This is a genomic window from Streptomyces lavendofoliae, assembly GCF_014649735.1.
Lineage (GTDB): Bacteria > Actinomycetota > Actinomycetes > Streptomycetales > Streptomycetaceae > Streptomyces > Streptomyces lavendofoliae.
The window spans coordinates 411,648-437,405 of sequence record NZ_BMTP01000005.1; the positions used below are offsets into that span (position 1 = coordinate 411,648).

Here is a 25,758-nt window from a genome sequence, read left to right on the forward strand (position 1 = left end):
GTTTCGCGGGTGTCTGTCTGTGCTCGCTTTGTCCGGATTTCGGTCTTCGGCCCCTTGGTGATGTTGCCAAAACGAGACCCTTTAAGTGTGGTTTACGGCCCGGACGTACTTAATAGTTGGCTCCATTGAGCTCGGGTCAATGGGTCACGCGCTGTGGGGAGCGCCGACTCACGAGCACACTCGGGGCACTTGGGTCATCGCCGTCAGGGGTGTCGGCGTACCACCTCGAAGTGCCCCTCTTGTAGTGACAAGTGGACTCATGAGGAGGAACCCATGCGCGGTGCCAAGAGCGCCAAGTGGGTCGCGGGCGCGATAGTCGTCGCCCTGGCAGCCACGGCCTGTGGCGGTGGCGGTAGCGACACCAAGGCCAACGGTGCCAAGCAGGTCGTGATGGAGCTCGGAGAGCCCCAGAACGGTCTGATCCCGTCGAACACGTACGAGTCCGAGGGCTCCGAGGTCATGAACGCCCTGTTCACCGGCCTCGTGCGGTACGACGAGAAGAACGAGACCCAGCTCGACATGGCGGCGTCGATCGAGACCAAGGACAGCAAGGTCTGGACGATCAAGCTCAAGGACGGCTACACGTTCCACAACGGTGAGGCCGTCACCGCGCAGTCCTTCGCGGACGCCTGGAACTACGGCGCCAACCAGGACAACACCCAGGAGACGAACCCCCTCTACAACAAGATCGAGGGCTACGCCGACCTGAACCCGGGCGAGGGCAAGAAGCCCGCGACCGACAAGATGAAGGGCCTGAAGGTCGTCGACGAGAAGACCCTCGAGGTCACGCTCACGGCTCCGTTCAGCGCCTTCAAGACCATGCTGGGCTTCAACGCGTTCTACCCGCTGCCGAAGGCCTTCTTCAAGGACCCGAAGAGCTTCGAGACCGCGCCCATCGGCAACGGCATGTTCAAGATGGACGGCAAGTTCGTCCGCAACCAGCAGATCAAGACGGTCAAGTACGACAAGCACTCCGACGCGGGCCAGGTCAAGATCCCCGGGGTCACCTTCAAGATCTACAACAACCAGGACACGGCCTACCGTGACCTGCTCGGTGGCCGCGTCGACATCATGGACACCGTTCCGCTGTCCGCGATGACCACCGCCGCCAAGGACCTCGGCGACCGCTACATCCAGGGCACCGACTCGGGCGTCGGCTACATCGGCTTCCCGATCAAGTACAACAAGGTCTACGCGAAGCCGGAGATCCGCAAGGCGATCTCCCAGGCGATCGACCGCAAGGCGATCACCGAGAAGATCTTCGTGAACACCCGTACGCCGGCGGACGACTTCATCAACCCGCTGGTCCCGGGCTACCGCAGCGGTGCCTGTGGCGCGCCCTGCACCTTCGACCCGGCCGCTGCCAAGAAGGCGTTCGACGCCGCGGGCGGTCTGCCGGGCAACAAGATGGAGCTCGGCTACAACGCCGACGGCGGCCACAAGGACTGGATCGAGGCCGTCGCCGCGCAGCTCGAGAAGAACCTCGGCGTCGACGTCACCGTCAAGCCGTTCGAGCAGTTCCAGACCATCCTGAACGACCTCGGTGACAAGAAGTACAGCGGCGCGTTCCGCCTGGCGTGGTCCATGGACTACCCGCACCCGGAGAACTACCTGCGCCCCGTCTTCTCCGAGGACGCCATCGAGCACGGCTCGAACTACTCGGGCTACGTCAACCCGCAGGTCGAGAAGTTCCTCGACCAGGGTGACACGGCGACCACCGAGGACGCGGCGATCAAGGCCTACCAGCAGGCCGACGACCTCATCCTGAAGGACATGCCGTACATCCCGGTGTACTTCTACAAGCTGAACGCCGGCCTCAGCAAGAACCTCAAGCCGGGCGTGCGGATCGACAACATGACCCAGATCGACTGGACCACGGTCAACCCCGCCTGACGGTTCAAAGGATCTCTCCAGGGAGGTCCTGACAGCAGTGGGGGTGACGGGGTTCTGCCCCGTCACCCCCCTTCTGCCGTCTCGTTGTCGATTACCCCTCACCCGGGCCGGGGCCCACTGGTGTGCCCCCTCCCGGTATCCGTACAACTGGAGACCTGATGGGTCGTTATGTGATCAGGCGTCTTCTGCAGGCGATACCCGTACTGCTCGGCGCGACAATTCTTATCTACTGCCTCGTCTTCCTGCTGCCCGGCGACCCGATCCAGGCGCTGGCGGGGGAGAAGAAGGCAGACCCCAACATCACCGCCATCCTGCGGGAGCAGTACCACCTCAATGACCCGCTCTACCAGCGGTACTGGTACTACATCTCGGGCGTGCTGACGGGCGATTTCGGCACCGACTTCACCGGCCGGCCGGTGGCCGAGATCATGAGCGAGACCTTCCCGGTCACCCTCAACCTGGCCACCATCGCGTTCGCCGTCGAGGCGGTCATCGGTATCATCGCGGGTGTCTTCTCCGCGCTCGGCCGCGGCAAGTTCCTCGACAACGTGGTGCTGCTGTCGACCCTTCTCCTGGTCTCCGTCCCGGTCTTCGTGCTGGGCAACGTGCTCCAGCTGGTGCTCGGCGTCAAATGGGCCATCGCGCCCATCAGTTACGACTCCGAGGACATGACCACCCTCATCCTTCCCGCGGTGGTGCTCGCCTCCGCGTCGCTCGCGTACATCACGCGGCTGACGCGCACGAGCATGATGGAGACGATGCGCGCCGACTACGTGCGCACCGCCACCGCCAAGGGCCTCAGCCGGTCGCGGGTCATCGTGCGGCACGCCCTGCGCAACGCCATGATCCCGATCGTCACGTTCCTCGGTGTCGACCTCGGCGCCCTGATGGGCGGAGCGATCATCACCGAGCGCATCTTCAACATCCCCGGTATCGGCGGCACGCTCTACCAGGCCGTGTACCTGCGCCAGGGGACGACCGTCGTCAGCATCGTCACCGTGCTCGTCCTCGTCTACATCGCCGCCAACCTGATCGTGGACCTGCTCTACGCCGTGCTCGACCCGAGGATCCGCTATGCCTGAGAACACCTCCACCACCGTCGAGGAGAGCGCGGTCCCGGTCGCCACCGCGGCCGGCGGCGCCGTCAAGGGCACGAAGAAGGACAAGCCCGAGCGGGTCGCCAGCATGTGGAGCGACGCCCGGCGCGACCTGATGCGCAACTGGGTGTTCCTGGTCTCCGCCGTCCTGATCCTGGCCCTGCTGGTGATCGCCGCCTTCCCGGGGCTGTTCACCAGCGGCGACCCGTACGCCAAGGGCTTCTGCGACCTGTCGAACTCGGTCGTCCCGCCCACCGGCGCGCACTGGTTCGGCTTCGACGTCCAGGGCTGCGACATCTACACGCGGACGATCTACGGCACCCGCAACTCGATCATCGTCGGTGTGCTGACCTCCGTCCTGACCACGCTCGTCGGCTGCGTCCTCGGCATGGTCGCCGGTCTGCGCGGCGGCTGGCTGGACGTCCTCGTCTCGCGTTTCACCGAGGTCTGGTTCGCCATCCCGACCATGCTCGGCGGTCTGCTCGTGCTGGCCATGCTCGGCACCGGCAACGTCGTCACGGTCTCGCTGATCATGGCGGTGCTCGGCTGGCCGCAGCTGTTCCGCATCATGCGCGGTTCGGTGATCACCAACAAGCAGAACGACTACGTGATGGCCGCCCGCGCGCTCGGGGCCGGCGGCTGGCGCATCGCGATGCGCCACATCCTGCCGAACGCGCTCGCCCCGGTGATCGTGGTCAGCACCATCAACCTCGGCGTCTACATCTCGGCCGAGGCGGCGTTCTCGTACCTCGGCATCGGCGTCCAGTCCCCGAACATCTCCTGGGGCCTCATGATCAGTGATGGCCAGGACCGCTTCCTGAGCGCCCCGCACATGGTGCTCTTCCCGTCGCTGTTCCTGAGCATCACGGTCCTGGCGTTCATCATGCTCGGCGAAGCGGTCCGCGACGCCCTCGACCCCAAGCTGCGCTAGGAGGGCGTACGTTGACCACCATCGACAAGAAGACGAGCGCCTCCGGCGCCACGAGCGCCACGGGCGCTCCGCTCCTCGAAGTGCGCGACCTGCACGTCGAGTTCCACACCCGGGACGGCGTCGCCAAGGCGATCAACGGTGTGAGCTACAGCGTCGAAGCCGGCGAGACCCTCGCCGTCCTCGGCGAGTCGGGCTCCGGCAAGTCGGTCACCGCCCAGGCGATCATGGGCATCCTCGACATGCCGCCCGGCCGCATCCCCAAGGGCGAGATCCTGTTCCACGGCGAGGACATGCTGACGATGTCCGCCGAGGAGCGCCGCAAGATCCGCGGCCGCCGTATCGCGATGATCTTCCAGGACGCGCTGTCCGCGCTGAACCCGGTGCTGTCCGTCGGCTACCAGCTCGGCGAGATGTACCGGGTGCACCTGGGCCTGTCCCGCAAGGAGGCCAAGGCCCGGGCGATCGAGCTGATGGACCGGGTGAAGATCCCGGCCGCCGCGGCGCGGGTGAACGACTACCCGCACCAGTTCTCCGGCGGTATGCGCCAGCGCATCATGATCGCCATGGCGATGGCGCTGGAGCCGGACCTGATCATCGCGGACGAGCCGACCACCGCGCTCGACGTGACCGTCCAGGCCCAGGTCATGGACCTGCTCGCGGAGCTCCAGCGCGAGGAGAACATGGGCCTGATCCTCATCACCCACGACCTCGGTGTCGTCGCCGACGTCGCCGACAAGATCGCGGTGATGTACGCGGGCCGGATCGTCGAGCAGTCGCCGATCCACGAGCTGTACAAGCGCCCCGCGCACCCGTACACCCGTGGTCTGCTCGACTCCATCCCGCGCCTGGACCAGAAGGGCCAGGAGCTGTACGCGATCAAGGGCCTGCCGCCCAACCTGATGAAGATCCCGCCGGGCTGTGCCTTCAACCCGCGCTGCCCCAAGGCGCGGGACATCTGCCGTACGGAGGTCCCGGCCCTGGTGCCGGTGACCGAGCAGGACGGCGGCGAGCTGCCCGGCCGCGGCAGCGCGTGCCACTTCTGGAAGGAGACGATCCATGGCTGAGCTCAGGAAAGAGGACGAGGCCGTGGACGCGACCCCGAACGTCACCGAGGTGGAGACGGTCGAGGCGGCCACCGAGACCGCCGCGGTCGCGGCGATCGAGGCCCCGGTGGAGCGCGGTGAGCCGATCCTCCAGGTGCGGGGCCTGGTCAAGCACTTCCCGCTGACCCAGGGCATCCTGTTCAAGAAGCAGGTCGGCGCGGTCAAGGCCGTCGACGGGGTCTCCTTCGACCTCTACCAGGGCGAGACCCTCGGCATCGTGGGCGAGTCCGGCTGTGGCAAGTCCACGGTCGCCAAGCTGCTGATGATGCTGGAGACCGCGACCGCGGGCGAGATCTTCTACAAGGGCCAGGACATCACCAAGCTGTCCGGCCGGGCGCTGAAGGCGGTCCGCCGCAACATCCAGATGGTGTTCCAGGACCCGTACACCTCGCTCAACCCCCGGATGACCGTCGGCGACATCATCGGCGAGCCCTTCGACATCCACCCCGAGGTGGCCCCCAAGGGCGACCGGCGGCGCAAGGTGCAGGAGCTGCTCGACGTGGTCGGGCTCAACCCCGAGTACATCAACCGCTACCCGCACCAGTTCTCCGGCGGTCAGCGCCAGCGCATCGGCATCGCCCGCGGCCTGGCGCTCAACCCCGAGATCATCATCTGCGACGAGCCGGTCTCGGCGCTGGACGTCTCGGTGCAGGCGCAGGTCGTCAACCTGATGGAGAAGCTCCAGGACGAGTTCAACCTCTCCTACCTCTTCATCGCGCACGACCTGTCGATCGTCCGGCACATCTCCGACCGCGTCGGTGTGATGTACCTGGGCAAGATGGCGGAGATCGGCACCGACACGCAGATCTACGACCACCCCACCCACCCCTACACCCAGGCGCTGCTGTCGGCCGTCCCGGTGCCCGACCCCGAGGCCCGCGAGGGCCGGGAGCGGATCATCCTCACCGGTGACGTCCCCTCGCCGGCGAACCCGCCGTCCGGCTGCCGCTTCCGCACCCGGTGCTGGAAGGCGCAGGACAAGTGCGCCACCGACGTGCCGCTGCTGGCGATCCCGGAGCGCTTCCAGGGCTCCGACACCCCGGCGGCGCACGAGTCGGCGTGCCACTTCGCCGAGGAGAAGGACGTCGTCCACGCGGCTTAGCGCGCGAGAGCGCACGACGGGAGGTGCCCCGGCCGGTCGACGGCCGGGGCACCTCCGCGTCCGGGGCACTTCCGCGTCCGGGGCGCCGGGCGTCACGCATGCGGGTGGCGCCGCGCCCGTACGGGCGGCTAAAGGGTGCGGTATCAGCACGTATGCGGTGGTATGTGGGTCCAGGGCACCGAGGACCACGGGAGGCACCCCATGCGCCGAGCCACCAGGCACGCCAAGTGGGCCGCGTGCGCGACGGCCGTCGCCCTCGCGGCGACCGCCTGCGGCGGCGGCGACGGCGGGACCGGCGGCGCCGACGGGGTCCTCAGCTCGTCCTGGGGCGACCCGCAGAACCCGATCGAGCCGGCCAACACCAACGAGGTCCAGGGCGGCAAGGTCCTCGACATGCTCTTCCGCGGCCTGAAGAGGTACGACCCCAAGACCGGCGAGGCCCGCGACATGGTCGCGGAGAAGATCGAGACGACCGACTCGCAGAACTTCACCATCACGCTCAAGCCCGGCTGGAAGTTCAGCAACGGCGAACCGGTCACCGCCACATCCTTCACCGACGCCTGGAACTACGGAGCCCACGTCGAGAACAAGCAGGCCAACTCGCCCTTCTTCAGCGACATCGTCGGCTACGAGGACGTCCACCCCGCCTCCGGACCGGCCAAGGCGAAGACCATGCGCGGCCTGGTGGTCAAGAACGACCGCACCTTCACCGTCGCCCTGAAGGAGAAGTTCTCCTCCTGGCCCGAGACCCTCGGCTACCAGGCCTTCGTCCCGCTGCCGAAGACGTTCTTCACCGACCACGCCGCGTGGCTCGCCAAGCCCGTCGGCAACGGCCCCTACACGGTGGAGTCGTACACCCGCGGCAGTGGTATGAAGCTGCGCCGGTGGGACGGCTACACGGGTGCGGACAAGGCGCGGAACGGCGGCGTGGACCTCGTCGTCTACACCGACAACAACACCGCCTACACCGACCTGATCGCCGGGAACCTCGACCTCGTCGACGACGTACCCGCGCAACAGCTCAAGAACGTGCGGAACGACCTCGGCGACCGCTACATCAACCAGCCCGCCCTCATCATCCAGACGCTGGTCTTCCCGCTCTACCGCCCCGAGTGGAACAAGCCCGGCATGGAGAAGGTCCGCCAGGGCCTGTCCAGGGCGATCAACCGTGACGAGATCACCAAGCAGATCTTCCAGGGCACCCGCACCCCCGCCAAGGACTGGACGTCGCCCGCCCTCGGCGGCGACGGCGGTTACCGGGAGATCTGCGGCGACGCCTGCGCGTACGACCCGGCCGCGGCCAAGCGGCTCATCGAGGAGGGCGGCGGTCTGCCCGGCGGCAAGGTGACACTGACCTCCAACGTCGACACCGGCTCCCACCGCGCCTGGATGGACGCCGTCTGCAACAGCGTCAACAACGCGCTGGGCCGGGGCGCCGTCTGCACCGTCAACCCCATCGGCACCTTCGCCGACTTCCGCAACCAGCAGACGACGTTCAAGTTCAGCGGCCCCTTCCGCTCCGGGTGGCAGGCCGACTACCCGCTGATCCAGAACTTCTTGGAGCCGCTCTACTACACCGGCGGGTCGTCCAACTACGGCAAGTTCAGCGACAAGGAGTTCGACGGCCTGGTCGACAAGGCCAACCGAGAGGCCGACCAGGCGCGGGCCGTCAAGGACTTCCAGGCCGCCGAGCAGATCCTCGCCGACCAGATGCCGGCCATCCCGCTCTGGTACCAGAACGGCAGCGCCGGCTACTCCGAGCGGCTCTCCGACGTCACCCTCAACCAGTTCAGCGTTCCCGTCTACGACCAGATCAAGGTCGGCTGACGCCCGCCAACTCCACCACCGGAGCCCCCATGGGACGCTATGTGATCCGGCGGCTGCTCCAGATGATCCCGGTGTTCATCGGCAGCACGTTCCTCATCTTCTTCATGGTGTACGCGCTCGGCGACCCGGTCGCGGCCCTCTTCGGCGACAAGGCGCCCGACCCCGCCACCGTCGCCCGCATCCGCGCGGACCTCCACCTCGACCAGCCGCTGTGGAAGCAGTACCTGCTGTACATGGGCGCGATCTTCCAGGGCGACTTCGGCACCGCGTTCAACGGGCAGCCGGTCACCGAACTGATGGCCTCCGCCTTCCCCGTCACCCTCCGCCTCACCGTCGTCGCCATCGTCATCGAGATCGTCATCGGCATCACGCTCGGCGTCGTCAGCGGCCTCAAGCGCGGCCGCCCCCTCGACACCGGCCTGCTCGTCCTCACCCTCGTCGTCATCTCCGTCCCCACCTTCGTCTCCGGCTACCTCCTCCAGTTCCTCCTCGGTGTGAAATGGGGCTGGGTGCGGCCCTCCGTCTCCTCCGACGCCCGCCTCGACGAGCTGATCCTCCCGGGCGTGGTCCTCGCCCTCGTCTCCCTCGCCTACGTCACCCGTCTCAGCCGCACCTCCATCGCCGAGAACGTCCGCGCCGACTACGTCCGCACCGCCGTCGCCAAGGGACTGCCGCGCCGCCGGGTCGTCACCCGCCACCTCCTGCGCAACTCCCTCATCCCCGTCGTCACCTTCATCGGAGCCGACATCGGCGCGCTGATGGGCGGCGCCATCGTCACCGAGCGGATCTTCAACATCCACGGCGTCGGCTACCAGCTGTACCAGGGCATCCTCCGCAACAACGCTCCCACCGTCGTCGGCTTCGTGACGATCCTCGTGATCGTCTTCCTGGTGGCCAACCTGCTCGTCGACCTGCTGTACGCGGTCCTGGACCCGAGGATCCGCTATGCCTGAGCCCGACCCGTACGAGAACCCGAAAGAGGCCGTCGCGCCGACCGGCGCCGGCGGCGCGATGGACCTGGCCATGAGCGAGGCCGAGACCCTGGAACGGGGCGGCACCGGCCGGCCGCGCAGCCTGTGGTCCGACGCCTGGCACCAGCTGCGCCGCAACCCCGTCTTCCTGGTCTCCGCGCTGCTCATCGTCTTCCTCGTCCTCATCGCCATCTGGCCGCAGATCCTCACCGGCGCGGACCCGCTGCGCTGCGACCTGTCCAAGTCGCAACAGGGCTCCGCCCCCGGGCACCCCTTCGGCTACGACACCCAGGGCTGCGACGTCTACACCCGCACCGTGCACGGGGCGCGGGCCTCCATCACCGTCGGCGTCTGCGCCACCCTCGGCGCCGCGCTGCTGGGCAGCCTGCTGGGCGGGCTCGCCGGGTTCTTCGGCGGCTGGTGGGACGCGCTGCTCTCCCGCATCGCCGACGTGTTCTTCGGCATCCCCGTCGTCCTCGGCGGCCTCGTCTTCCTGTCCGTCGTCACCAGCTCCACCGTCTGGCCGGTGGTCGGCTTCATCGTGCTGCTCGGCTGGCCCCAGATCGCCCGCATCGCCCGCGGCTCGGTCATCACCGCCAAGCAGCACGACTACGTCCAGGCCGCGCGGGCGCTCGGCGCCGGCAGCGGACGGATGCTGCTGCGCCACGTGGGGCCCAACGCCGTCGCCCCCGTCATCGTCGTCGCCACCATCGCCCTCGGCACGTACATCGCGCTGGAGGCCACCCTGTCGTTCCTGGGCGTCGGGCTGCGGCCGCCCACCGTCTCCTGGGGCATCGACATCTCCAACGCCGCCCCGCAGATCCGCAACGCCCCGCACATGCTGCTGTGGCCCGCCGGCGCCCTGAGCGTCACCGTCCTCGCGTTCATCATGCTCGGCGACGCGGTGCGCGACGCCCTCGACCCCAAGCTGCGGTAGGCCACCATGCTGCTCGAAGTGCGCGACCTGTACGTGGAGTTCCGTACCCGGGACGGAGTGGCCAAGGCCGTCAACGGCGTCACGTACTCCGTCGACGCGGGCGAGACGCTCGCCGTGCTCGGCGAGTCCGGCTCCGGGAAGTCCGTCACCGCCCAGGCGGTCATGGGCATCCTCGACACGCCGCCCGGCCGGATCACCGGCGGCGAGGTCCTCTTCCGGGGCCGCGACCTGCTGAAGCTCAAGGAGGACGCCCGGCGCGCCGTACGCGGCGCCGAGATGGCGATGATCTTCCAGGACGCGCTGTCCTCCCTGAACCCCGTGCTCACCGTCGGCGACCAGCTCGGCGAGATGTTCGTCGTCCACCGGGGCATGTCCCGCAAGGACGCCCGCGCCAAGGCCGTCGAGCTGATGGACCGGGTCCGCATCCCGGCCGCCCGGGAGCGCGTGGGCCAGTACCCGCACCAGTTCTCCGGCGGCATGCGCCAGCGCATCATGATCGCCATGGCGATGGCGCTGGAACCCGCGCTGATCATCGCCGACGAACCCACCACCGCCCTCGACGTCACCGTCCAGGCCCAGGTGATGGAGCTCCTCGCCGAACTCCGCAGGGAACTCGGGATGGGCCTCATCCTCATCACCCACGACCTGGGCGTCGTCGCCGACGTCGCCGACCGGATCGCCGTGATGTACGCCGGGCGGATCGTCGAGACCGCCCCCGTCCACGACATCTACAAGGCGCCCGCCCACCCCTACACCCAGGGGCTGCTCGACTCCATCCCGCGCCTGGACCACAAGGGCCGGGAGCTGTACGCGATCAAGGGCCTGCCGCCCAACCTGACCGCCATCCCGCCCGGCTGCCCCTTCCACCCGCGCTGCCCCCGCGCCCGGGACGTGTGCCGGATCGACGTCCCCCCGCTGTACCGGGTCTCGGAGGAACGGCGCAGCGCCTGCCACTTCTGGGAGGAGACGGTCGATGCCTCCTCTGCTTGAGGTCCGCGACCTCGTCAAGCACTACCCCCTCACGCGCGGCGTCCTGTTCAGGAAGCAGATCGGCGCCGTCAAGGCGGTCGACGGTGTCTCCTTCGACCTCCGGCCCGGCGAGACCCTCGGCATCGTCGGCGAGTCCGGCTGCGGCAAGTCCACCGTCGCCAAGATGCTCGTCAGCCTGGAGCGGCCCACCTCCGGCCGGATCCTCTACAAGGGCGAGGACATCACCGGGCTGTCCGGCCGGGCGCTGAAGGCGGTGCGGCGCAACATCCAGATGGTGTTCCAGGACCCGTACACCTCGCTCAACCCCCGGATGACGGTCGGCGACATCGTCGGCGAGCCCTTCGACATCCACCCCGAGGTGGCCCCCAAGGGCGACCGGCGGCGCAAGGTGCGGGAACTGCTCGACGTGGTGGGGCTCAACCCCGAGTACATCAACCGCTACCCGCACCAGTTCTCCGGCGGTCAGCGCCAGCGCATCGGCATCGCCCGCGGCCTGGCGCTCAACCCCGAGATCATCGTGGCCGACGAGCCGGTCTCGGCCCTCGACGTCTCCGTGCAGGCCCAGGTCGTCAACCTGATGGAGAAGCTCCAGACCGAGTTCGGCCTCGCGTACGTCTTCATCGCGCACGACCTGTCGATCGTCCGGCACATCTCCGACCGCGTCGGTGTGATGTACCTGGGGCGGATCGTCGAGACCGGCACGGACACCGAGATCTACGACCACCCCACCCACCCCTACACCCAGGCGCTGCTGTCGGCCGTCCCCGTGCCCGACCCCGAGGCCCGTGAGCAGCGCGAGAGGATCCTGCTCACCGGCGACGTGCCCTCACCCACCGGCATCCCGTCCGGCTGCCGCTTCCGCACCCGCTGCTGGAAGGCGCGCGAGCGGTGCGCCCTGGAGGTGCCGCTGCTGGCCGTCCCGGCCGCCTTCCGCGACGCCGACACACCGGCGCGGCACGACTCGGCCTGCCACTTCGCCGAGGAGAAGCGGGTCGTCCCCGGCGACCCGCGGGGACATACGGGCTGATCCGCCCTCGATCCCGTTAACAGCCAGGCAACCCGCGCGACGCCGTGCCGATATACGGACGGGCGAACCTGGTCGGCGTACGGCCGTGCGGGTGCCGTGGACCGGCCGGGGCAGGCGATGCCGCCCCGGCCGGTCGCCGTACTAGGCGAGCCCGAGCGACCGCTTCAGGAAGTCCACCTGGAGCAGCAGCAGGTTCTCCGCGACCTGCTCCTGCGGCGTCATGTGGGTCACGCCCGTCAGCGGCAGCACCTCGTGCGGCCGGCCCGCCGCCAGCAGCGCCGACGACAGCCGCAGCGTGTGCGCCGCCACCACGTTGTCGTCCGCCAGCCCGTGCACCAGCATCAACGGCCGGGCGGGGTTCTCCGGCGCCGACAGACCGTCGTCCGTGATCAGCGAGTTCTCGGCGTACACCTCCGGCGCCTCCTCCGGCAGCCCCAGGTACCGCTCCATGTAGTGCGTGTCGTACAGCCGCAGATCGGACATCGGCGCGCCCGCCACCGCCGCGTGGAACACGTCCGGCCGCCGCAGCACCGCCATCGCGGCCAGGTACCCGCCGAACGACCAGCCCCGCACCGCCACCCGGCCCAGGTCCAGCGGGAACCGGTCCGCCAGCCCGTGCAGAGCCTCGACCTGGTCGTCCAGCGTCAGCGTCAGCCGGCCCTTCACCGCCTTCTCCCAGGCGGGCGAGCGCCCCGGCGCGCCCCGCCCGTCCGCCACGACCACCGCGAAACCCTGCTCGGCGAACCACTGCGAGGTCAGGTGCGGATTGTGCGCCGCCAGCACCCGCTGCCCGTGCGGCCCGCCGTACGGATCCAGCAGCACCGGCAGCGGTCCGTCGCCCTCCCGGTACCCGCGGGGCAGCAGCACCGCGCACGGGATGCGGCGCGGACCCGACTCCGTGAGCGTCAGGCGCGGCGACAGCACCGGCCGCTCCGCGTACGACGCCACCTCCGCCACCGGCTCGCCGTCCCGCAGCACCCGCACCGCCGTCCCCGGCTCGCCGGGGCGCGCCGACGCCAGGACCGTCACCGCCCCCGACCGGACCGCCGAGTGGATCCCCGGCCCCTCGGAGACGCGCCGCACGCCCCGGTCGCCGACCCGGTACACATGGATCTCGCCGGTCTCCGCCGCCAAAGCCTCCTCGCCCGCCGACGCCGACACCAGCACGTCGTCCTCACCGACGTCCAGCACGCCCCGGACGTGGAGCTGTCCGTTCGTCAGCGCCCGGTCGCCGACCACCAGCACCCGCGCGCCGCCCTCGTCGGCGATCCGCACCAGCCGTCCGTCCGGGGTCCAGGCCGGCACCCCACCGAGCAGTTCCAGCCAATCCGGATCCTCGTCCATGTGGACCGTCCGGGTCGCCCCCGTCGCGGTGTCCACCGCCAGGTACAGCGCCGTGCGCTGGTCGCGTGCCTGCACCAGCAGCAGCGGTGCCCCGCCGGAGGACCAGTGGACCCGGGCCAGGTACGGGTAGCGCCCACGGTCCCACTCGACGTCCGTACGCGTTCCGTCCAGACCGAGCAGACACAGCGACACCTCCGCGTTGTCCGTCCCCGCCGCCGGGTAGGCCACCTCCGCCGGCCGCCGGTCCGGATGCGCCGGATCGGCGATCCACCAGCGCCGCACGGACCGGTCGTCGACCCGGGCGACCAGCAGCCGGTCCGACTCCGGAGCCCACCAGAACCCCCGCGAGCGGCCCATCTCCTCCGCCGCGACGAACTCCGCCGACCCATAGGTGACCTGGGCGTTCTCCGGCTCGACCAGCGGCCGGTCACCGCCGTCCGCCCCGGTGCCCGCCACCCGCAGCGCGCCCCCGTGCACGTACGCCACGTACCGCCCGTCCGGTGACGGCCGCGGGTCGATCACCGGACCGGGCACCCGCAGTTCACGCGCCGTCCCGGCTCTCAGCTCGGCGACGAACAGCCGCCCCGACAGCGCGAAGGCCGCCAACTCGACCGCCCCGTCCACCGCGTACCCCACGACGCCGCCCGCGCCCTCCCGGCTGCGCTCGCGGCGGGCGCGCTCCTCGGGCGGCAACTCCTCGTCCGCCCCGCCCAGCAGCGCGGCGGGGTCGGCGGCGACCCGCTCCCGCCCGCCGTCGTCCAGGTCCAGCACCCACAGCCGGTTCGCTCTGTCGGTGCCCGAAGGGGACCGGAGGAACACCACCCGTGATCCGTCGGGCGAGACGGTGAACGCCCGGGGAACACCGAGGGTGTAGCGCTGCGTCCGGGCGTACTGGCGGGGGAATGAGAGCTGTTGCCTGGAGGTCATACGACCGAAAGTAGCGGTCGTGCGCCCCCATGTGCTGCTGTGCACCGATCGATGCGTGGGAACGGATAGTTATGATCCGTAGCGCCGGGTGGGTATGTACTCTCCGGCACATGCCCCCTGCCCGGTCCGGAACGAACACGTATGGAGGTGAACCGCCGTGGCACTCTCGATTTCGGCGGTGGTGCTGCTGGCGATCGTCGTCTTCCTGCTGATCCGGAAGTCCGGCCTGAAGGCCGGCCACGCGGTCGTCTGCATGCTCCTCGGCTTCTACCTGGCGAGTTCCTCCATCGCCCCGACCATCAGTGAGCTGACGACGAACGTGGCGGGCATGATCGGCGGCATCAAGTTCTAGGCGCCGGGTTCCGGGACGCGTCCTCTTAGAGTGTCCGTATGACGGAACTTCCCGCCCGTCGTCTGCTCCTGGTGCACGCGCACCCCGACGACGAGTCGATCAACAACGGCACCACCATGGCCAAGTACGCGGCCGAGGGTGCCCAGGTCACCCTGGTGACCTGCACACGGGGCGAGGAGGGCGAGGTCATCCCGCCCGCCCTCGCCCATCTGGCACCGGACCGGGACGACCGGCTCGGCCCCCATCGCGTCGGTGAACTGGCCGCCGCGATGAAGGCGCTGGGCGTCACCGACCACCGCTTCCTCGGCGGTCCCGGCCGGTTCCGCGACTCCGGGATGATGGGCGCCGAGCAGAACCGCCGCGACGGCGCGTTCTGGAACACGGACGTGGACGACGCCGCCCCCTACCTCGTGGAGATCGTCCGGGAGGTACGTCCGCAGGTCCTGGTGACGTACGACCCGGACGGCGGCTACGGCCACCCCGACCACATCCAGGCCCACCGCGTCGCCATGCGCGCCGCGGACCTGGCAGCCGATCCGGCCTTCCGGCCCGACCTCGGCGCACCGCACCGGATCGCCAAGATCTACTGGAACCGGGTGCCACGCACGGTCGCCGAGGAGGGCTTCGCCCGCCTGCGGGCCGCGGGCGCCTTCCCACGGACCGCCACCGTCGAGGACGTACCCGGCGTCGTCGACGACGCCCTCGTCACCGCCGAGATCGGCGGTGCGGAACACGCCGGAAGGAAGGCCGCCGCCATGCGCGCCCACGCCACGCAGATCGCCGTGGAGGGCGCCTTCTTCGCCCTCTCCAACGACCTGGGCCAGCCCCTGTTCGAGACGGAGTTCTACCAGTTGGTGCGGGGCGAACCGGGCGCCCCGGCCGGCCGGCGGGAGGACGATCTGTTCGCCGGGGTGACGTCGTGAGCCGGGGCGCGCGGATCGCCGCGTACACGGGGCTGGCCGTCCTCGGCGCCGTGACCGGCGTCGCGGGGGCGCTCGTCCAAGGGGCCTGGTTCCCGGGCGGGTTGCTGCTGGCGCTGGCCGCGTGCGGGGGCCTCTTCTACGGAGGGCTGCGTGCCACCGGCACGCAGGCCGGCGTGATGGCGCCGGGCGCCGGATGGCTGGTCGCCGTCGTGCTGCTGAGCCTCGGCCGGCCCGAGGGCGACCAGGTCTTCTGGGGCGGCCTCGCCGAGCTGGTGTATCTGATCGGAGGCATGGCCGCCGCTGTGATGTGCGCCACGATTCCCCGGCTTCCCCATCAGGGCGGCCGATCCGGGGCACTTGGGGCGTGACGTGCCCTGACTTGGGGCGGAATGACCGATCGGGTATTCGTGGTCGTGGGATACCCGGCGGCGGTGGCCAGTATGGTGGTGCGCGCCGCCGAGCGCCCGCACGTGTAAGAGCGGGCGGCGGAGCCAACCGGGAGAACCTGCTTTGAGTCGTGAAACTGACAGTTCGTCCTCCGGCCCGCAGGGGCGCGGCGGAGCCGCGTACCCCTCGGGTACACCGCCGTACGGATCGCGCCAGTATCCGTCGCTGCACCCGACGCAGGACGCACCGGAGGAGGGCCCCGGAGCCGCCGACGCGGAGCCGGGCGAGCCCAGGACCGAGACCACGCTGACCACCCGCATCCGGATCAACATCCCGGGTTCGCGGCCGATCCCGCCGGTCGTCGTGCGCAAGACGGTGACCGACACGGACGGTCCCGCCGCCGGAGCCGCTCCGGCCCCCCGGCCCGCCGCCGAGCGGCCGCCGGTGGCCGAGGCGCCGCAGCCGGTGGAGGAGCCGCAGGCGGGGGAGAAGCCGGCCAGCGACTGGTTCGCCCCCCGCAAGCCGCCGGCGGCCGCCCCGGCCCCCGCCGCCCCCGCGCAGCAGCCCGCGGCGGCACCCGGCCGCCCGCCCGCCGATGGCGCACCGCACCCGCAGGGCCCGAACGCGCCGCGCGCCGACGGCCCCCGCGCCGACGCCGCGCGCCCGCACAGCTCGCTCGCCGACCTGGCGGCGGACACGGCGGCCCCCGGCCGCCCCGCCCACCCGAGCGGTCCGACCGCGGGCCCTGTGACCGGTGCCATGGGCCCCATGACCGGAGGCGCCCCGGGACCCGCGACCGGCGGCCCCGCCGCCGGTGCCCCGGGCTCCCTGACGGGCGGCGCGGGTCAGGCGCCGTGGATGTCCGACGACACGGCCGTACTGACGCCCCAGCAGCCCGCTCCGGAAGCCGGCTTCGAGCCGGCGTACGAGCAGCCCTACGAGCAGGGCCCGCCGGCCGGCGGCCACGTCTCGGGCGACACGCTCACCAGCGGCATCCCCGTCGTGCCGCCGGAGCGCCGCGGGCCGTCGCCGTTCCCGGTCTCGGGCCCGGCGCAGGTGGCCGTCGACCCGGTCCACCCGGCGTTCGACGGACCGGAGCCCGCGGCCGCCCCCGCGCCGCCCGCCCCGGCGGCGCCGGCCGCCGCCGCACCGGCCCGCCCGCAGAAGAAGGGCCGCTCCAAGCTGGTCCTCCTCGGCGTGGCCGCGGTCGTCCTGCTGGGTGTCGCGTACGGCGCCGGTCTGCTGCTCAACCACTCCGACGTGCCGAAGGGCACCACGGTCCTCGGCGTCGACATCGGCGGCGGGACCAAGGAGCAGGCGGTGCAGAAGCTGGAGACCGCCTTCGGCGACGGGGCGTCCGCCCCGCTGCAGCTCAGCGTGGGCGGCAAGAAGGAGGAGCTGGCCCCCGACAAGGCCGGGCTCTCCCTCGACGCCCAGGAGACCGTGCGCGCCGCCGCGGGCGCCGACTACAACCCCGTCTCCGTGATCGGCTCCCTCTTCGGCGGCGAGCGCGTCGCCCAGCCGGTGATCCTGGTCGACGAGGAGAAGCTGGGCGTGGCCCTGACCGACCTCGCGGGCACCTCCGGCTCGGCCACCGAGGGCACGATCCGGTTCGAACCGGGCAAGGCCGTCGCCGTACCGGGCAAGGCGGGCAAGACCCTGGACGTCCAGCGGTCGATGATCTCGGTACGGGACGCCTACCGCGCCCAGGTCGAGACCGGCAAGACGAACCCGGTCGAACTGCCGGTCGTCACCAGGGAACCGACCGTCACCCAGGCGGAACTGGACCGGGCGATGAAGGAGTTCGCCGAGCCCGCGATGTCCGGACTGGTGACGATCCAGGCCGGCGGCAAGCAGATCCAGTTCGGTCCCGAGAGGTCCCTGCCGAAGATCCTCTCCATGAAGCCGGTCGACGGCCGGCTGGTCGAGGTCTACGACAAGCAGGCGATCAACACGCTCCTGGACGGCGTCTTCGAGGGCGTCATGATCACCAAGGGGGACGGCAAGGAGCACGAGGTCTCCGCCGACGACGTGGCCCACGCGATGCAGAAGGCCCTGCTCGGCAAGACACCGGCCGAGCGCACCGAGACGATCGAGCTCAACCCCCAGGGCTGAGCCCCGGCCGCGAGGCCCCCCGGCCGTCCGGCCGTCCGGCCGTCCTCGGCCCGGCACGGCGTAAGGCTCCCGCCCCACCCGGGCGGGGGCCTTACGGGTGAGTGCGGGCCGCCTCGGCACGCGCGGGCGCCGAAGGGGGTCACCGGTGCGGACATGACCGCTCGCCCCCGCCCCCGCCTCCGTGTCCTCACCGCCGTCGCCGCCGGGGCGCGGTCCTCGACGGGCTCAGTTCAGGCGGGCGCGCGCCGCGCGGGCACGGTGGCGGACCGACTCCGCCACGGTCGGCTCGACCGGGGCCACCACCTCGGCGTACGCGTCCATCTCCGCGGCGCCGTTCAGGAAGTCGCCCCGCTGGACCAGCAACTGGGCGCGCTCGTAACGCAGCCGGGCCGGGTGCGCGGGCAGCAGCAGCGACAGCTCGACCGCCCACAGGGCCACGTCCGAGCGCTCGGGTCGTACGGAGGCCCAGGCGCGGATGTTGTTCAGGATGCGCTGCACGATCTGCAGCGGGTCGGCGGGGGTCAGCATCGACGGACTCAGCCGCTCCCCGGTCGCGCCCGCCACCAGCAGCTCCGCGTCCGGCCCCGTCAGTGTCCGGCCGCCGGCGAACGGGTCCGCCAGGATCCGCTCCCCGGGGTCGCCGAACCCGACCACGAAGTGCCCCGGCAGCGCCACCCCGTACACCGGGGCGCCCGCCCGCCGCGCCACCTCGATCCACACCACGGACAGCAGGATGGGCAGGCCCCGGTGCCGCCGCAGCACCTCGTGCAGCAGTGACGACTCCAGGCGCTGGTAGTCGCCCGGCGTGCCGTGGAAACCGCACCGGTCGCCGAGGAGCCCGGCGAGCGCGGTGGCCCAGGAGCGCGGGCCGCGCAGCCCGTACGGCAGCATCCCGGCCAGCCGGTCCAGCTCGATCTCGGCGGCGTCCAGCCCGGCCTGCCCCAGGGCGGGGTCCGCTTCCGCGCCCACCAGCAGGCAGAGCGTCGCGAGGTCCGGGCGTTCCTCGCGCGCCTCCTCGGCGAACCGGCGGCGCCACTCGGTGGTGTGCATACGCCTCACGTACCCGCTTCGGGGGATCGGAAGTGGTGGTACAGGTGATGGACGGCGAAGCCCATCCCGTCGTACAGGGCGCGGGCGCTCTCGTTGTCCGTCTCCACCTGCAGCCACGCCGCCGAAGCGCCCTCCTCCAGCGCCCGGCGGGCGAGCGCCGCCATCACGGCCGTGCCCAGGCCGCGCCGCCGGTACGCCGGGTCCACCTCGACCGCCATGAAGCCGGCCCACCGCCCGTCCACGACACACCGCCCGACGGCCGCGGGCACGTCGCCGTCACCCGGCGCCGAGGCGAACCACACCGACGGTCCGGCGCCGAGGACGCGCAGCATGTGGGGGCCCGGCTCGCCGCCCGAGCGGTGGTAGCGCCGCAGCCACGCCCCGTCCACCGACCGGGACAGCCGTACGTCCCCGGGCTCCCGGTCGCCGACCGGCGCGAGCCCCCCGACCCGTACCTCCGCCGTGACCTCCCGGCGCCAGCCGCGCTCCTCCAGCGCCGCGCACAGCCGCTCCTGGGTCCCCTCCTCGCCGGTCGCCACCTGGACGTACGGCGGCAGGTCCCGCTCCTCGTACCAGGCACGGGTGCGTGCCAGGGCGTCGTCGAGCGGCATGCCGGGATCACCGAGGGGAAGGGCCGAGTTGGCCCGCCGGGTGAACCCGCCGGAGGCCCGCAGCGTCCACTCCCCGAGCGGCTCGCTCTCCACCGGCTGCCAGGCCCGCGCGGTCACCCGCGCGAGTTCCCCGAAACCGGCCGCCGGGCCCCTGCGCCGGGCGGGCGCGGCCGGTACGACCTTGCCCGCGACCAGCGACGATTCCGGCATACGGACGGTCTCACCGGTCCGTCGTGTGATCAGCAGCACACCGTCGTCCCATGATGTGAGAACACCAACCGTGTCGGTGAACTTCTCCGGGCGTGCTCCAGGGTCGCTCAACCGACGGACGGACACTCTTTTTCCCACGTCAGAAGGGGTGATCCGGACCTCCAGCCGTCCGCCCGCAGTGAATTCCACAGCTGTGTCCGCCCCTCCTGTTCGGTTCCGTCCCGAGAACGGAGATACTAGGTGCGGGCATCGACGACGCCGCGCTCCCGCGCACACAGCCCTACCGAGGAGGAACGACCAGCGTGACCTACGTCATCGCGCAGCCTTGTGTCGACGTCAAGGACAAGGCATGCATCGAGGAGTGCCCCGTCGACTGCATCTACGAGGGCCAGCGGTCCTTGTACATCCACCCGGACGAATGCGTCGACTGCGGTGCTTGTGAGCCGGTCTGCCCGGTCGAGGCGATCTTCTACGAGGACGACACTCCTGAGGAGTGGAAGGACTACTACAAGGCGAACGTCGAGTTCTTCGACGACCTCGGTTCGCCCGGTGGTGCCTCGAAGCTGGGCCTGATCGAGCGCGACCACCCCTTCATCGCCGCCCTGCCGCCGCAGAACGGCTGATCGCGCGCCCTCGGTCCCGTACGGCTCCGCCGCTGTACGGGACCGACGCGTATCGACCCGAGCAGAAGAAAGCGAGCACCGTGTCCTCCCCCGTCTCCTCACGCCTCCCCGTCTTCCCGTGGGACAGGCTCGAGCCGTACAAGAAGACGGCCGCGGCCCACCCGGACGGCATCGTGGACCTGTCCGTCGGCACGCCGGTGGACCCCGTCCCCGAGGTGGTCCGCCGGGCGCTGGTGGCCGCGGCGGACTCGCCGGGCTATCCGACGGTGTGGGGGACCGGGGAGCTGCGCGACGCGCTCACCGGCTGGTGCGAGCGGCGCCTCGGCGCGCGCGGCTTCGCGCACACCAACGTGCTGCCGGTCGTCGGCTCCAAGGAGCTGGTCGCCTGGCTGCCGACCCAGCTCGGCCTGGGCGCCGGTGACACGGTGGCCCACCCCCGGCTCGCCTACCCGACGTACGAGGTCGGCGCCCGGCTGTGCGGCGCGACGCCGGTCGTCTACGACGACCCGACGGAGCTGGACCCGGCCGGGCTGAAGCTGCTGTGGCTGAACTCGCCGTCCAACCCGACCGGCGCGGTCCTGCCCAAGGACGAGCTGGTCCGGATCGTCGCCTGGGCGCGCGAACACGGCGTCCTCGTCCTCAGCGACGAGTGCTACCTGGAGCTCGGCTGGGAGGCCGAGCCCGTCTCCGTACTGCACCCGGACGTGTGCGGCGGTTCGTACGAGGGGATCGTCGCCGTCCACTCGCTGTCCAAGCGCTCGAACCTGGCCGGCTACCGTGCCGCGTTCGTCGCGGGGGACGCGGCGGTGCTCGGCGAGCTGCTCCGGATCCGCAAGCACGGCGGGATGATGACGCCGGCGCCGGTGCAGGCGGCGACGGTCGCCGCGCTCGGTGACGACGCGCACGTGGCCGAGCAGCGCGCCCGGTACGCGGCGCGGCGCGGCGCGCTGCGCACGGCGCTGGAGTCGCACGGCTTCCGGATCGAGCACAGCGAGGCGAGCCTGTACCTGTGGGCGACCCGCGACGAGCCCTGCTGGGACACCGTCGCCCACCTGGCGTCCCTGGGGATCCTGGTCGCCCCCGGCGACTTCTACGGCGAGGCGGGCGAGCGGTTCGTGCGGGTGGCGTTCACGGCCACCGACGAGCGGGTCGAGGCCGCGGTCAAGCGGCTGGGCTGAGACACACCGAAGGGCCCGGGGAGAGTGCGCGGCTCCCCGGGCCCTTTCGCGTACGCGGGTCCTACTCGCCGAGCGCCGGGAGGGTCTTCACCGGCAGCTCCGCCGGAACGCCGCCGCCGAGCGCGTCGGCGGGCGCGGCGGAGGTGGCGCCGCCGACGAGCTTCCCGGCGCCGCCGGCCGCGTCACCGGCGGCCTTCCGGGCGGCGGGGGTGGCCGCCCCGCCCGTCCCGGCGACGGTCTCGCCCGCGACGGGTACGGCCCGCTCGACCGCCTGGCCGCCGGCCTCGCCGGCCAGACCGGTCGTGCCGGTGGCGGCGTCGCTGACGGTGTCGGTCGCCGAGGCGGTGTCCGGGCTGCTCACGCCGCCCAGCTCGGGGGCTGCGGGGAGGTCCACGGCGCTTGCGGAGCCGGCCGCACCGACCACGGGAGCTGCGCCCGCTGCGATCAGCAGCGCGGCACGGGCGATCCGGCGGGTCAGGGGGAGGGACATGATGCTCCTTCGACGGGAGAGGTCGTGTGACGGTGGTGCCTGTCCGACGATCGGACGCCGTGACAACCGCTCGGGGGGCGGGGGAGGTTGCGGAGAGGCCGGGTAAAGAGTTGGTAATGCGTCGCATTATCGGCTCCACCCGAAGCGGGGCAAAACGATGGAGCTCCGATGACGTGAGGAACCGTCACTTCCCGGTGCGGGTACGGAAAAAGGGCGGTGGGCGCGCGCCGGATCGCGTACGGCCGTTGACGGGACGGCGAGTGCCTCTCCCGGGTGAAGCCCCGTACGCGCGCCCGGGTGCGTGGCGGCGCGCGGGGCGGGGCGTGCGGGGCGGGGCGCGGGGCGGGGCGGGATGCGCGGTGCGGGGCGGGGCGCGGGGCGGGATGCGCGGTGCGGTGCGGGACGTTGGTGCGGTGCGGTGCGGTGCGGTGCGGTGCGTGGCGGGGGCGCGCGGTGCGGGGCGTGCGGGGTTGTGCGGTTCCGGGTCAGTCGGACGTGAAGGGCGACGCCGGTCGGTGCGGCGCGGCGCCCTCGGGGTCGCCGGGGGCGCCGCCGGGGGCCGCGTCGTCGAGGAGTCCGGAGCCGGCGAGCAGGAAACCCAGCTGGGCGCGGCTGTTGCTGCCGAAGTGCTCGGCGACCTTGCGGATGTGCGACACGACGGTCCGGCGGCTCAGGCCGATCCTGCGGGCGATGCGCTCGTCCGTCTCCCCCTCGACCATGGCCCGCAGGATCGTCCGCTGGAGATCGCTCATGAACGGACTGTCGGGCCGGCGGGACACCGAGGGGTCGACCGGCGCGGCCTGCGCCCAGGAGCGCTCGAACATCACCCGGAGGTACCGGACCAGGTCCGGATGGGTCGCGATCAGCATGGCGTGCCCCGCGTCCTCGGCGGAGGGGAGGAACGCCACGTCCTGGTCGCAGATGATCAGTTGGTCGGACATCTCGGCGAGGGTGCGGACCTCGGCGCCGTGCGCGAGGAGCTGCTCGATGTGGGTGAGGGTCGGCTTGTGGGTCCGCGCGGAGTGCTGGTACAGCGTGCGCTGGCGCACGCCCCGCGCGAGCAGCGGCAGGCTCAGCGCGACGCCCCGCTGCAGCAGCTCGGCCGGCAGGCCGCCACCCGGCTGGGCGACGAGGACCTCGGTGACGCAGCTCTGCGCCGCGGCCTCGAGCGCGTGGTGGATGGCGCGCTTGCCGTGGACGACGCTGAGGCTCTCCTTCGTACGGCCCCTGCCCTCGGAGTACACGGAGTCGTACGCCGCCACGGCGGCACGGATCTCCGACGCCTCCCGCCGCAGGCGCGTCATCGCCTCTTCCAGGGGGCGGAGGGCGGCCTCGGCGGCGACGGGCGGCGGAACCGCGCGGGCCGGCCCGTCCTCCTCGCCGGGCGTGACGAGGAGTTGAAGTTTTCGCAAGCAATCCGGTATGACGTCGATAAAGATATCGCCTTCAACTACCGCTTGGCGGTACAGCCCCTTCGCCCAATCGCAGGGAGCCTTTGGCTCGGCTTGGCCGCAATTGGGCGCCGTTGCGCACCTCTGATGCCGCTTCACAGATGTGCAATGTAACATCAGGCAACTCTTTCGGATGGCCCTTCAGCCGGGCGCTGAGTAAGGATCGATAGCGAGGATCGCCGTGCGGGGGGACGGGGTCTTGCCTTGCCCTCGCCGGATCTGCGCGCTCATTCGCTTCGGCAGGGTAGGTAGCTCATGCGTACGTCCCTTTCCCGCCGGACCCGGTGCTGTGGTGACAGGCCGGGGACCGGAGGCCCTGCCCCGTGTCCGGGGCTGCCCGGGCCGCTCGCGGCAGCGGCTCCGGTGCGCAGGTCGCCGAACTGACAGATCCTCGAGGTCGCAACACCTGGCACACCGAGGGTGCTTCCTCGGCGTGCGGATCGCATGCGGGTCACCGCTGAAACACTGAAAAACGGGGGAGCGAAGTGGGCGAAATCGTCCGACTTCAGGTAGGCGCAAGTGTGGACATACCAGTTTCCGTATCGATACAGCCCGGTATGTCGGTTCTTTCTCTGCTGGCAGACACCTTCGGGGTGCCGCAGGGGGTTCCGGCGAACTGGCGGAGGTCGCTGAGGGCGGCCTGCCCGGACCGTCTGCCGGACGTGGCCGGGCCCCTCACCTCGACGGGCACCCTTCATGTGCCCCGCCTTCTCTGGATGGGCGGGGACCAGGACGGCAGGAGCGTCCGGGAGGAGACCCAGAGAATTGCCGAGACGGCGCCGGAGGCGCTGATCGCCGATCTCGGGCGGTTGTATGACGGGAAAGTGCCGCCGGTGTGGCGCAAAGTCATCGACAATCCTTCCCGATTCCTCATCGCGTACGCCGCCATGGCCCGCACGGTATGGGCTTCTTTGGCGGAGCTCTGGCAGCGGAGTAAACCATTCCTCGAAAGGGAGGTCGGGCGGATCGGTGTGGCTTCCGTCACCGGAGCGATGGGAGCCGTTCTCGCCGACCTCAGCCCCAGGATCTCCTTCGCGGACGGCAATCTCGTGCTCCCGGCGAACGCTCCGCGGACGCCCGCGATCCAGTTGCGCAGAATGACGCTCACGCCCCTCGTCTCCGGGAGCCGCGCGTGCGTCCACCGCGTCGACCCGGACGGCCATGCCCACATTGGCTACCCCCTCGCCGGACTCGGCCGGTTGCTGCGGGGGAGCGCGGCCCCGGAGGGGTCCTCGGCCGATCCTCTCGCGCTGACGCTCGGCGAACTGCGGGCCGTCATCCTGCGCAAGGGGACGCAGTCCGTCTCCATGGGCACGCTGGCCGACATGCTCCACTGCACCGCCGGCACGGTGACGTACCACTGCCGGCAGCTGGAACAGGCCGGCCTGCTGTCCCGGGAGCGGCAGGGACGGGAGGTGCGGATCTCCCGCACCCTCCGGGGGGACGCACTGGTGGACGCCCTGTCATGACACCCCGAGAGACATCGAGTGCCCGCCTGGTCGTCCTGGTGTCCGGCGGTGGCACGAACCTGCAAGCCCTTCTCGACGCGTCCGCCGCGGACCCGGCCGGCTTCGGGGCGACGGTCGTCGCCGTCGGAGCCGACCGGCCGGGCATCGCCGGTCTGACGCGGGCCGAACGGGCCGGGGTGCCGACCTTCGTGTGCCGGGTGGGCGACTTCGACTCCCGTGACGCGTGGGACGCGGCGCTCACCGACGAAGTGGCCGCGTACGAGCCGGACATCGTCGTGTCGGCCGGCTTCATGAAGATCCTGGGGAAGCACTTCCTGAACCGGTTCGGCGGCCGTGTCATCAACACCCATCCCGCCCTGCTGCCCTGCTTCCCCGGCGCCCACGGCGTCCGCGACGCTCTCGCGTACGGCGTCAAGGTCACCGGATGCACGGTGCACTTCGTGGACGACGGCGTCGACACCGGTCCGGTCATCGCCCAGGGCGTGGTCGAGGTCCGGGACGATGACGACGAGTCCCGTCTGCACGATCGGATCAAGGAGGTCGAACGCACCCTGCTGGTCGACGTCGTGCGACGGATCGCCCGGCACGGCCACCGCCTGGTGGGTCGGAGGGTGCTGATCCCCTGAGCGGCGTCCGTCGGCCGTGGCCGTCTCCCCGCGGGGGACGGCCACGGCTGTCGGCTCGTTCATGCCAGGAGGGCGGGGATGGTGGCTTGGTGTGCCTGGCGTAGTTCGTCCAGGCCGATGGTGA

The 25,758-nt window shown here is 71.0% G+C and carries 23 protein-coding genes; 18 read left to right on the forward strand and 5 right to left on the reverse strand.

What is annotated here, in order from left to right:
• The first annotated feature begins 273 nt into the window (after positions 1-273).
• The 10 genes from IE109_RS12760 to IE109_RS12805 all read left to right on the forward strand — a co-directional run bounded on the left by IE109_RS12760 (position 274) and on the right by IE109_RS12805 (position 11,878).
• Entirely contained in the window at positions 274-1,893 is a 1,620-nt protein-coding gene (locus tag IE109_RS12760) for a peptide ABC transporter substrate-binding protein (RefSeq protein ID WP_189550921.1), read from the forward strand.
• 158 nt (positions 1,894-2,051) lie between these two features.
• On the forward strand, positions 2,052-2,975 hold the full coding sequence (locus IE109_RS12765; RefSeq protein WP_189550922.1) for an ABC transporter permease: 924 nt from the start codon (positions 2,052-2,054) through the stop codon (positions 2,973-2,975).
• A complete protein-coding gene (locus IE109_RS12770; RefSeq protein ID WP_189550923.1) occupies positions 2,968-3,921 on the forward strand; it encodes an ABC transporter permease in 954 nt (317 codons plus the stop codon). Before IE109_RS12765 ends, IE109_RS12770 begins: the two co-directional genes overlap by 8 nt.
• Before the next feature lie 11 nt (positions 3,922-3,932).
• Positions 3,933-4,985, forward strand: a complete 1,053-nt coding sequence (locus IE109_RS12775) for an ABC transporter ATP-binding protein (RefSeq protein WP_189550924.1) — start codon at positions 3,933-3,935, stop codon at positions 4,983-4,985.
• The gene (locus tag IE109_RS12780) at positions 4,978-6,126 is read left to right on the forward strand and encodes an ABC transporter ATP-binding protein (protein ID WP_189550925.1); all 1,149 of its coding nucleotides are present in this window, start codon (positions 4,978-4,980) and stop codon (positions 6,124-6,126) included. The genes IE109_RS12775 and IE109_RS12780 overlap by 8 nt, the downstream gene beginning before the upstream one ends.
• Before the next feature lie 201 nt (positions 6,127-6,327).
• Entirely contained in the window at positions 6,328-7,953 is a 1,626-nt protein-coding gene (locus IE109_RS12785) for a peptide ABC transporter substrate-binding protein (protein WP_189550926.1), read from the forward strand.
• A gap of 29 nt (positions 7,954-7,982) precedes the next feature.
• Positions 7,983-8,906, forward strand: a complete 924-nt coding sequence (locus tag IE109_RS12790) for an ABC transporter permease (RefSeq protein ID WP_189550927.1) — start codon at positions 7,983-7,985, stop codon at positions 8,904-8,906.
• Entirely contained in the window at positions 8,899-9,861 is a 963-nt protein-coding gene (locus tag IE109_RS12795) for an ABC transporter permease (protein WP_189550928.1), read from the forward strand. Before IE109_RS12790 ends, IE109_RS12795 begins: the two co-directional genes overlap by 8 nt.
• A 6-nt stretch (positions 9,862-9,867) precedes the next feature.
• Positions 9,868-10,851, forward strand: a complete 984-nt coding sequence (locus IE109_RS12800; protein ID WP_189550929.1) for an ABC transporter ATP-binding protein — start codon at positions 9,868-9,870, stop codon at positions 10,849-10,851.
• Entirely contained in the window at positions 10,835-11,878 is a 1,044-nt protein-coding gene (locus IE109_RS12805) for an ABC transporter ATP-binding protein (protein ID WP_189550930.1), read from the forward strand. The genes IE109_RS12800 and IE109_RS12805 overlap by 17 nt, the downstream gene beginning before the upstream one ends.
• Positions 11,879-12,019: 141 nt before the next feature.
• Here the strand turns inward: IE109_RS12805 and IE109_RS12810 are convergent, their stop codons facing one another.
• Positions 12,020-14,149, reverse strand: a complete 2,130-nt coding sequence (locus IE109_RS12810; protein ID WP_189550931.1) for a prolyl oligopeptidase family serine peptidase — start codon at positions 14,147-14,149, stop codon at positions 12,020-12,022.
• Positions 14,150-14,306: 157 nt separating this feature from the next.
• Here IE109_RS12810 and IE109_RS12815 point away from each other — a divergent pair, with 157 nt between their 5' ends.
• From IE109_RS12815 to IE109_RS12830, 4 genes are all read left to right on the forward strand, one after another.
• Positions 14,307-14,501 (forward strand): hypothetical protein, encoded by a 195-nt coding sequence (locus IE109_RS12815; protein WP_189550932.1) that lies wholly within the window; start codon positions 14,307-14,309, stop codon positions 14,499-14,501.
• A 38-nt stretch (positions 14,502-14,539) separates the two neighbouring features.
• Entirely contained in the window at positions 14,540-15,424 is an 885-nt protein-coding gene (gene mshB, locus IE109_RS12820) for an N-acetyl-1-D-myo-inositol-2-amino-2-deoxy-alpha-D-glucopyranoside deacetylase (protein ID WP_189550933.1), read from the forward strand.
• Positions 15,421-15,792: a DUF6113 family protein gene (locus IE109_RS12825; protein ID WP_189550934.1), complete on the forward strand. Its 372-nt coding sequence runs from the start codon at positions 15,421-15,423 to the stop codon at positions 15,790-15,792. The genes mshB and IE109_RS12825 overlap by 4 nt, the downstream gene beginning before the upstream one ends.
• A gap of 142 nt (positions 15,793-15,934) precedes the next feature.
• Positions 15,935-17,926: a hypothetical protein gene (locus tag IE109_RS12830; RefSeq protein WP_189550935.1), complete on the forward strand. Its 1,992-nt coding sequence runs from the start codon at positions 15,935-15,937 to the stop codon at positions 17,924-17,926.
• Between the two features lie 225 nt (positions 17,927-18,151).
• Here the strand turns inward: IE109_RS12830 and IE109_RS12835 are convergent, their stop codons facing one another.
• The gene (locus tag IE109_RS12835; protein WP_189550936.1) at positions 18,152-18,976 is read right to left on the reverse strand and encodes a transglutaminase-like and tetratricopeptide repeat-containing protein; all 825 of its coding nucleotides are present in this window, start codon (positions 18,974-18,976) and stop codon (positions 18,152-18,154) included.
• Between the two features lie 5 nt (positions 18,977-18,981).
• On the reverse strand, positions 18,982-19,986 hold the full coding sequence (locus IE109_RS12840; protein WP_189550937.1) for a GNAT family N-acetyltransferase: 1,005 nt from the start codon (positions 19,984-19,986) through the stop codon (positions 18,982-18,984).
• A 113-nt stretch (positions 19,987-20,099) separates the two neighbouring features.
• On the opposite strand from IE109_RS12840, the gene fdxA reads away from it, so the two are divergent.
• Both fdxA and IE109_RS12850 read left to right on the forward strand, forming a co-directional pair.
• Positions 20,100-20,420, forward strand: coding sequence for a ferredoxin (gene fdxA, locus IE109_RS12845; RefSeq protein ID WP_031078476.1), 321 nt, complete (start codon positions 20,100-20,102; stop codon positions 20,418-20,420).
• Between the two features lie 80 nt (positions 20,421-20,500).
• Positions 20,501-21,598: a bifunctional succinyldiaminopimelate transaminase/glutamate-prephenate aminotransferase gene (locus IE109_RS12850; RefSeq protein ID WP_189550938.1), complete on the forward strand. Its 1,098-nt coding sequence runs from the start codon at positions 20,501-20,503 to the stop codon at positions 21,596-21,598.
• A gap of 61 nt (positions 21,599-21,659) precedes the next feature.
• Here the strand turns inward: IE109_RS12850 and IE109_RS12855 are convergent, their stop codons facing one another.
• Positions 21,660-22,088: an ATP-binding protein gene (locus IE109_RS12855; RefSeq protein ID WP_189550939.1), complete on the reverse strand. Its 429-nt coding sequence runs from the start codon at positions 22,086-22,088 to the stop codon at positions 21,660-21,662.
• Positions 22,089-22,573: 485 nt separating this feature from the next.
• Positions 22,574-23,500 carry a LuxR C-terminal-related transcriptional regulator gene (locus IE109_RS12860; RefSeq protein WP_189550940.1) on the reverse strand — a complete coding sequence of 309 codons (927 nt, stop codon included), beginning with the start codon at positions 23,498-23,500 and terminating at the stop codon, positions 22,574-22,576.
• A 596-nt stretch (positions 23,501-24,096) separates the two neighbouring features.
• Between IE109_RS12860 and IE109_RS12865 the strand changes: the two genes are divergently transcribed.
• Positions 24,097-25,008, forward strand: coding sequence for a MarR family transcriptional regulator (locus IE109_RS12865; protein ID WP_189550941.1), 912 nt, complete (start codon positions 24,097-24,099; stop codon positions 25,006-25,008).
• A complete protein-coding gene (purN, locus tag IE109_RS12870) occupies positions 25,005-25,634 on the forward strand; it encodes a phosphoribosylglycinamide formyltransferase (protein ID WP_189550942.1) in 630 nt (209 codons plus the stop codon). Before IE109_RS12865 ends, purN begins: the two co-directional genes overlap by 4 nt.
• The last annotated feature ends 124 nt before the right edge of the window (positions 25,635-25,758 follow it).

Bases quoted from the DNA above. Each gene is read 5' to 3' on its own strand.
- IE109_RS12770 (WP_189550923.1), top strand. From the start codon at position 2,968: ATGCCTGAGAACACCTCCACCACCGTCGAGGAGAGCGCGGTCCCGGTC.
- IE109_RS12835 (WP_189550936.1), bottom strand. From the start codon at position 18,976: ATGCACACCACCGAGTGGCGCCGCCGGTTCGCCGAGGAGGCGCGCGAG.
- IE109_RS12855 (WP_189550939.1), bottom strand. From the start codon at position 22,088: ATGTCCCTCCCCCTGACCCGCCGGATCGCCCGTGCCGCGCTGCTGATC.
- IE109_RS12805 (WP_189550930.1), top strand. From the start codon at position 10,835: ATGCCTCCTCTGCTTGAGGTCCGCGACCTCGTCAAGCACTACCCCCTC.
- IE109_RS12800 (WP_189550929.1), top strand. From the start codon at position 9,868: ATGCTGCTCGAAGTGCGCGACCTGTACGTGGAGTTCCGTACCCGGGAC.
- IE109_RS12810 (WP_189550931.1), bottom strand. From the start codon at position 14,149: ATGACCTCCAGGCAACAGCTCTCATTCCCCCGCCAGTACGCCCGGACG.
- IE109_RS12760 (WP_189550921.1), top strand. From the start codon at position 274: ATGCGCGGTGCCAAGAGCGCCAAGTGGGTCGCGGGCGCGATAGTCGTC.
- IE109_RS12780 (WP_189550925.1), top strand. From the start codon at position 4,978: ATGGCTGAGCTCAGGAAAGAGGACGAGGCCGTGGACGCGACCCCGAAC.
- IE109_RS12785 (WP_189550926.1), top strand. From the start codon at position 6,328: ATGCGCCGAGCCACCAGGCACGCCAAGTGGGCCGCGTGCGCGACGGCC.
- IE109_RS12865 (WP_189550941.1), top strand. From the start codon at position 24,097: ATGTCGGTTCTTTCTCTGCTGGCAGACACCTTCGGGGTGCCGCAGGGG.
- IE109_RS12795 (WP_189550928.1), top strand. From the start codon at position 8,899: ATGCCTGAGCCCGACCCGTACGAGAACCCGAAAGAGGCCGTCGCGCCG.
- IE109_RS12765 (WP_189550922.1), top strand. From the start codon at position 2,052: ATGGGTCGTTATGTGATCAGGCGTCTTCTGCAGGCGATACCCGTACTG.
- purN (WP_189550942.1), top strand. From the start codon at position 25,005: ATGACACCCCGAGAGACATCGAGTGCCCGCCTGGTCGTCCTGGTGTCC.
- IE109_RS12790 (WP_189550927.1), top strand. From the start codon at position 7,983: ATGGGACGCTATGTGATCCGGCGGCTGCTCCAGATGATCCCGGTGTTC.
- mshB (WP_189550933.1), top strand. From the start codon at position 14,540: ATGACGGAACTTCCCGCCCGTCGTCTGCTCCTGGTGCACGCGCACCCC.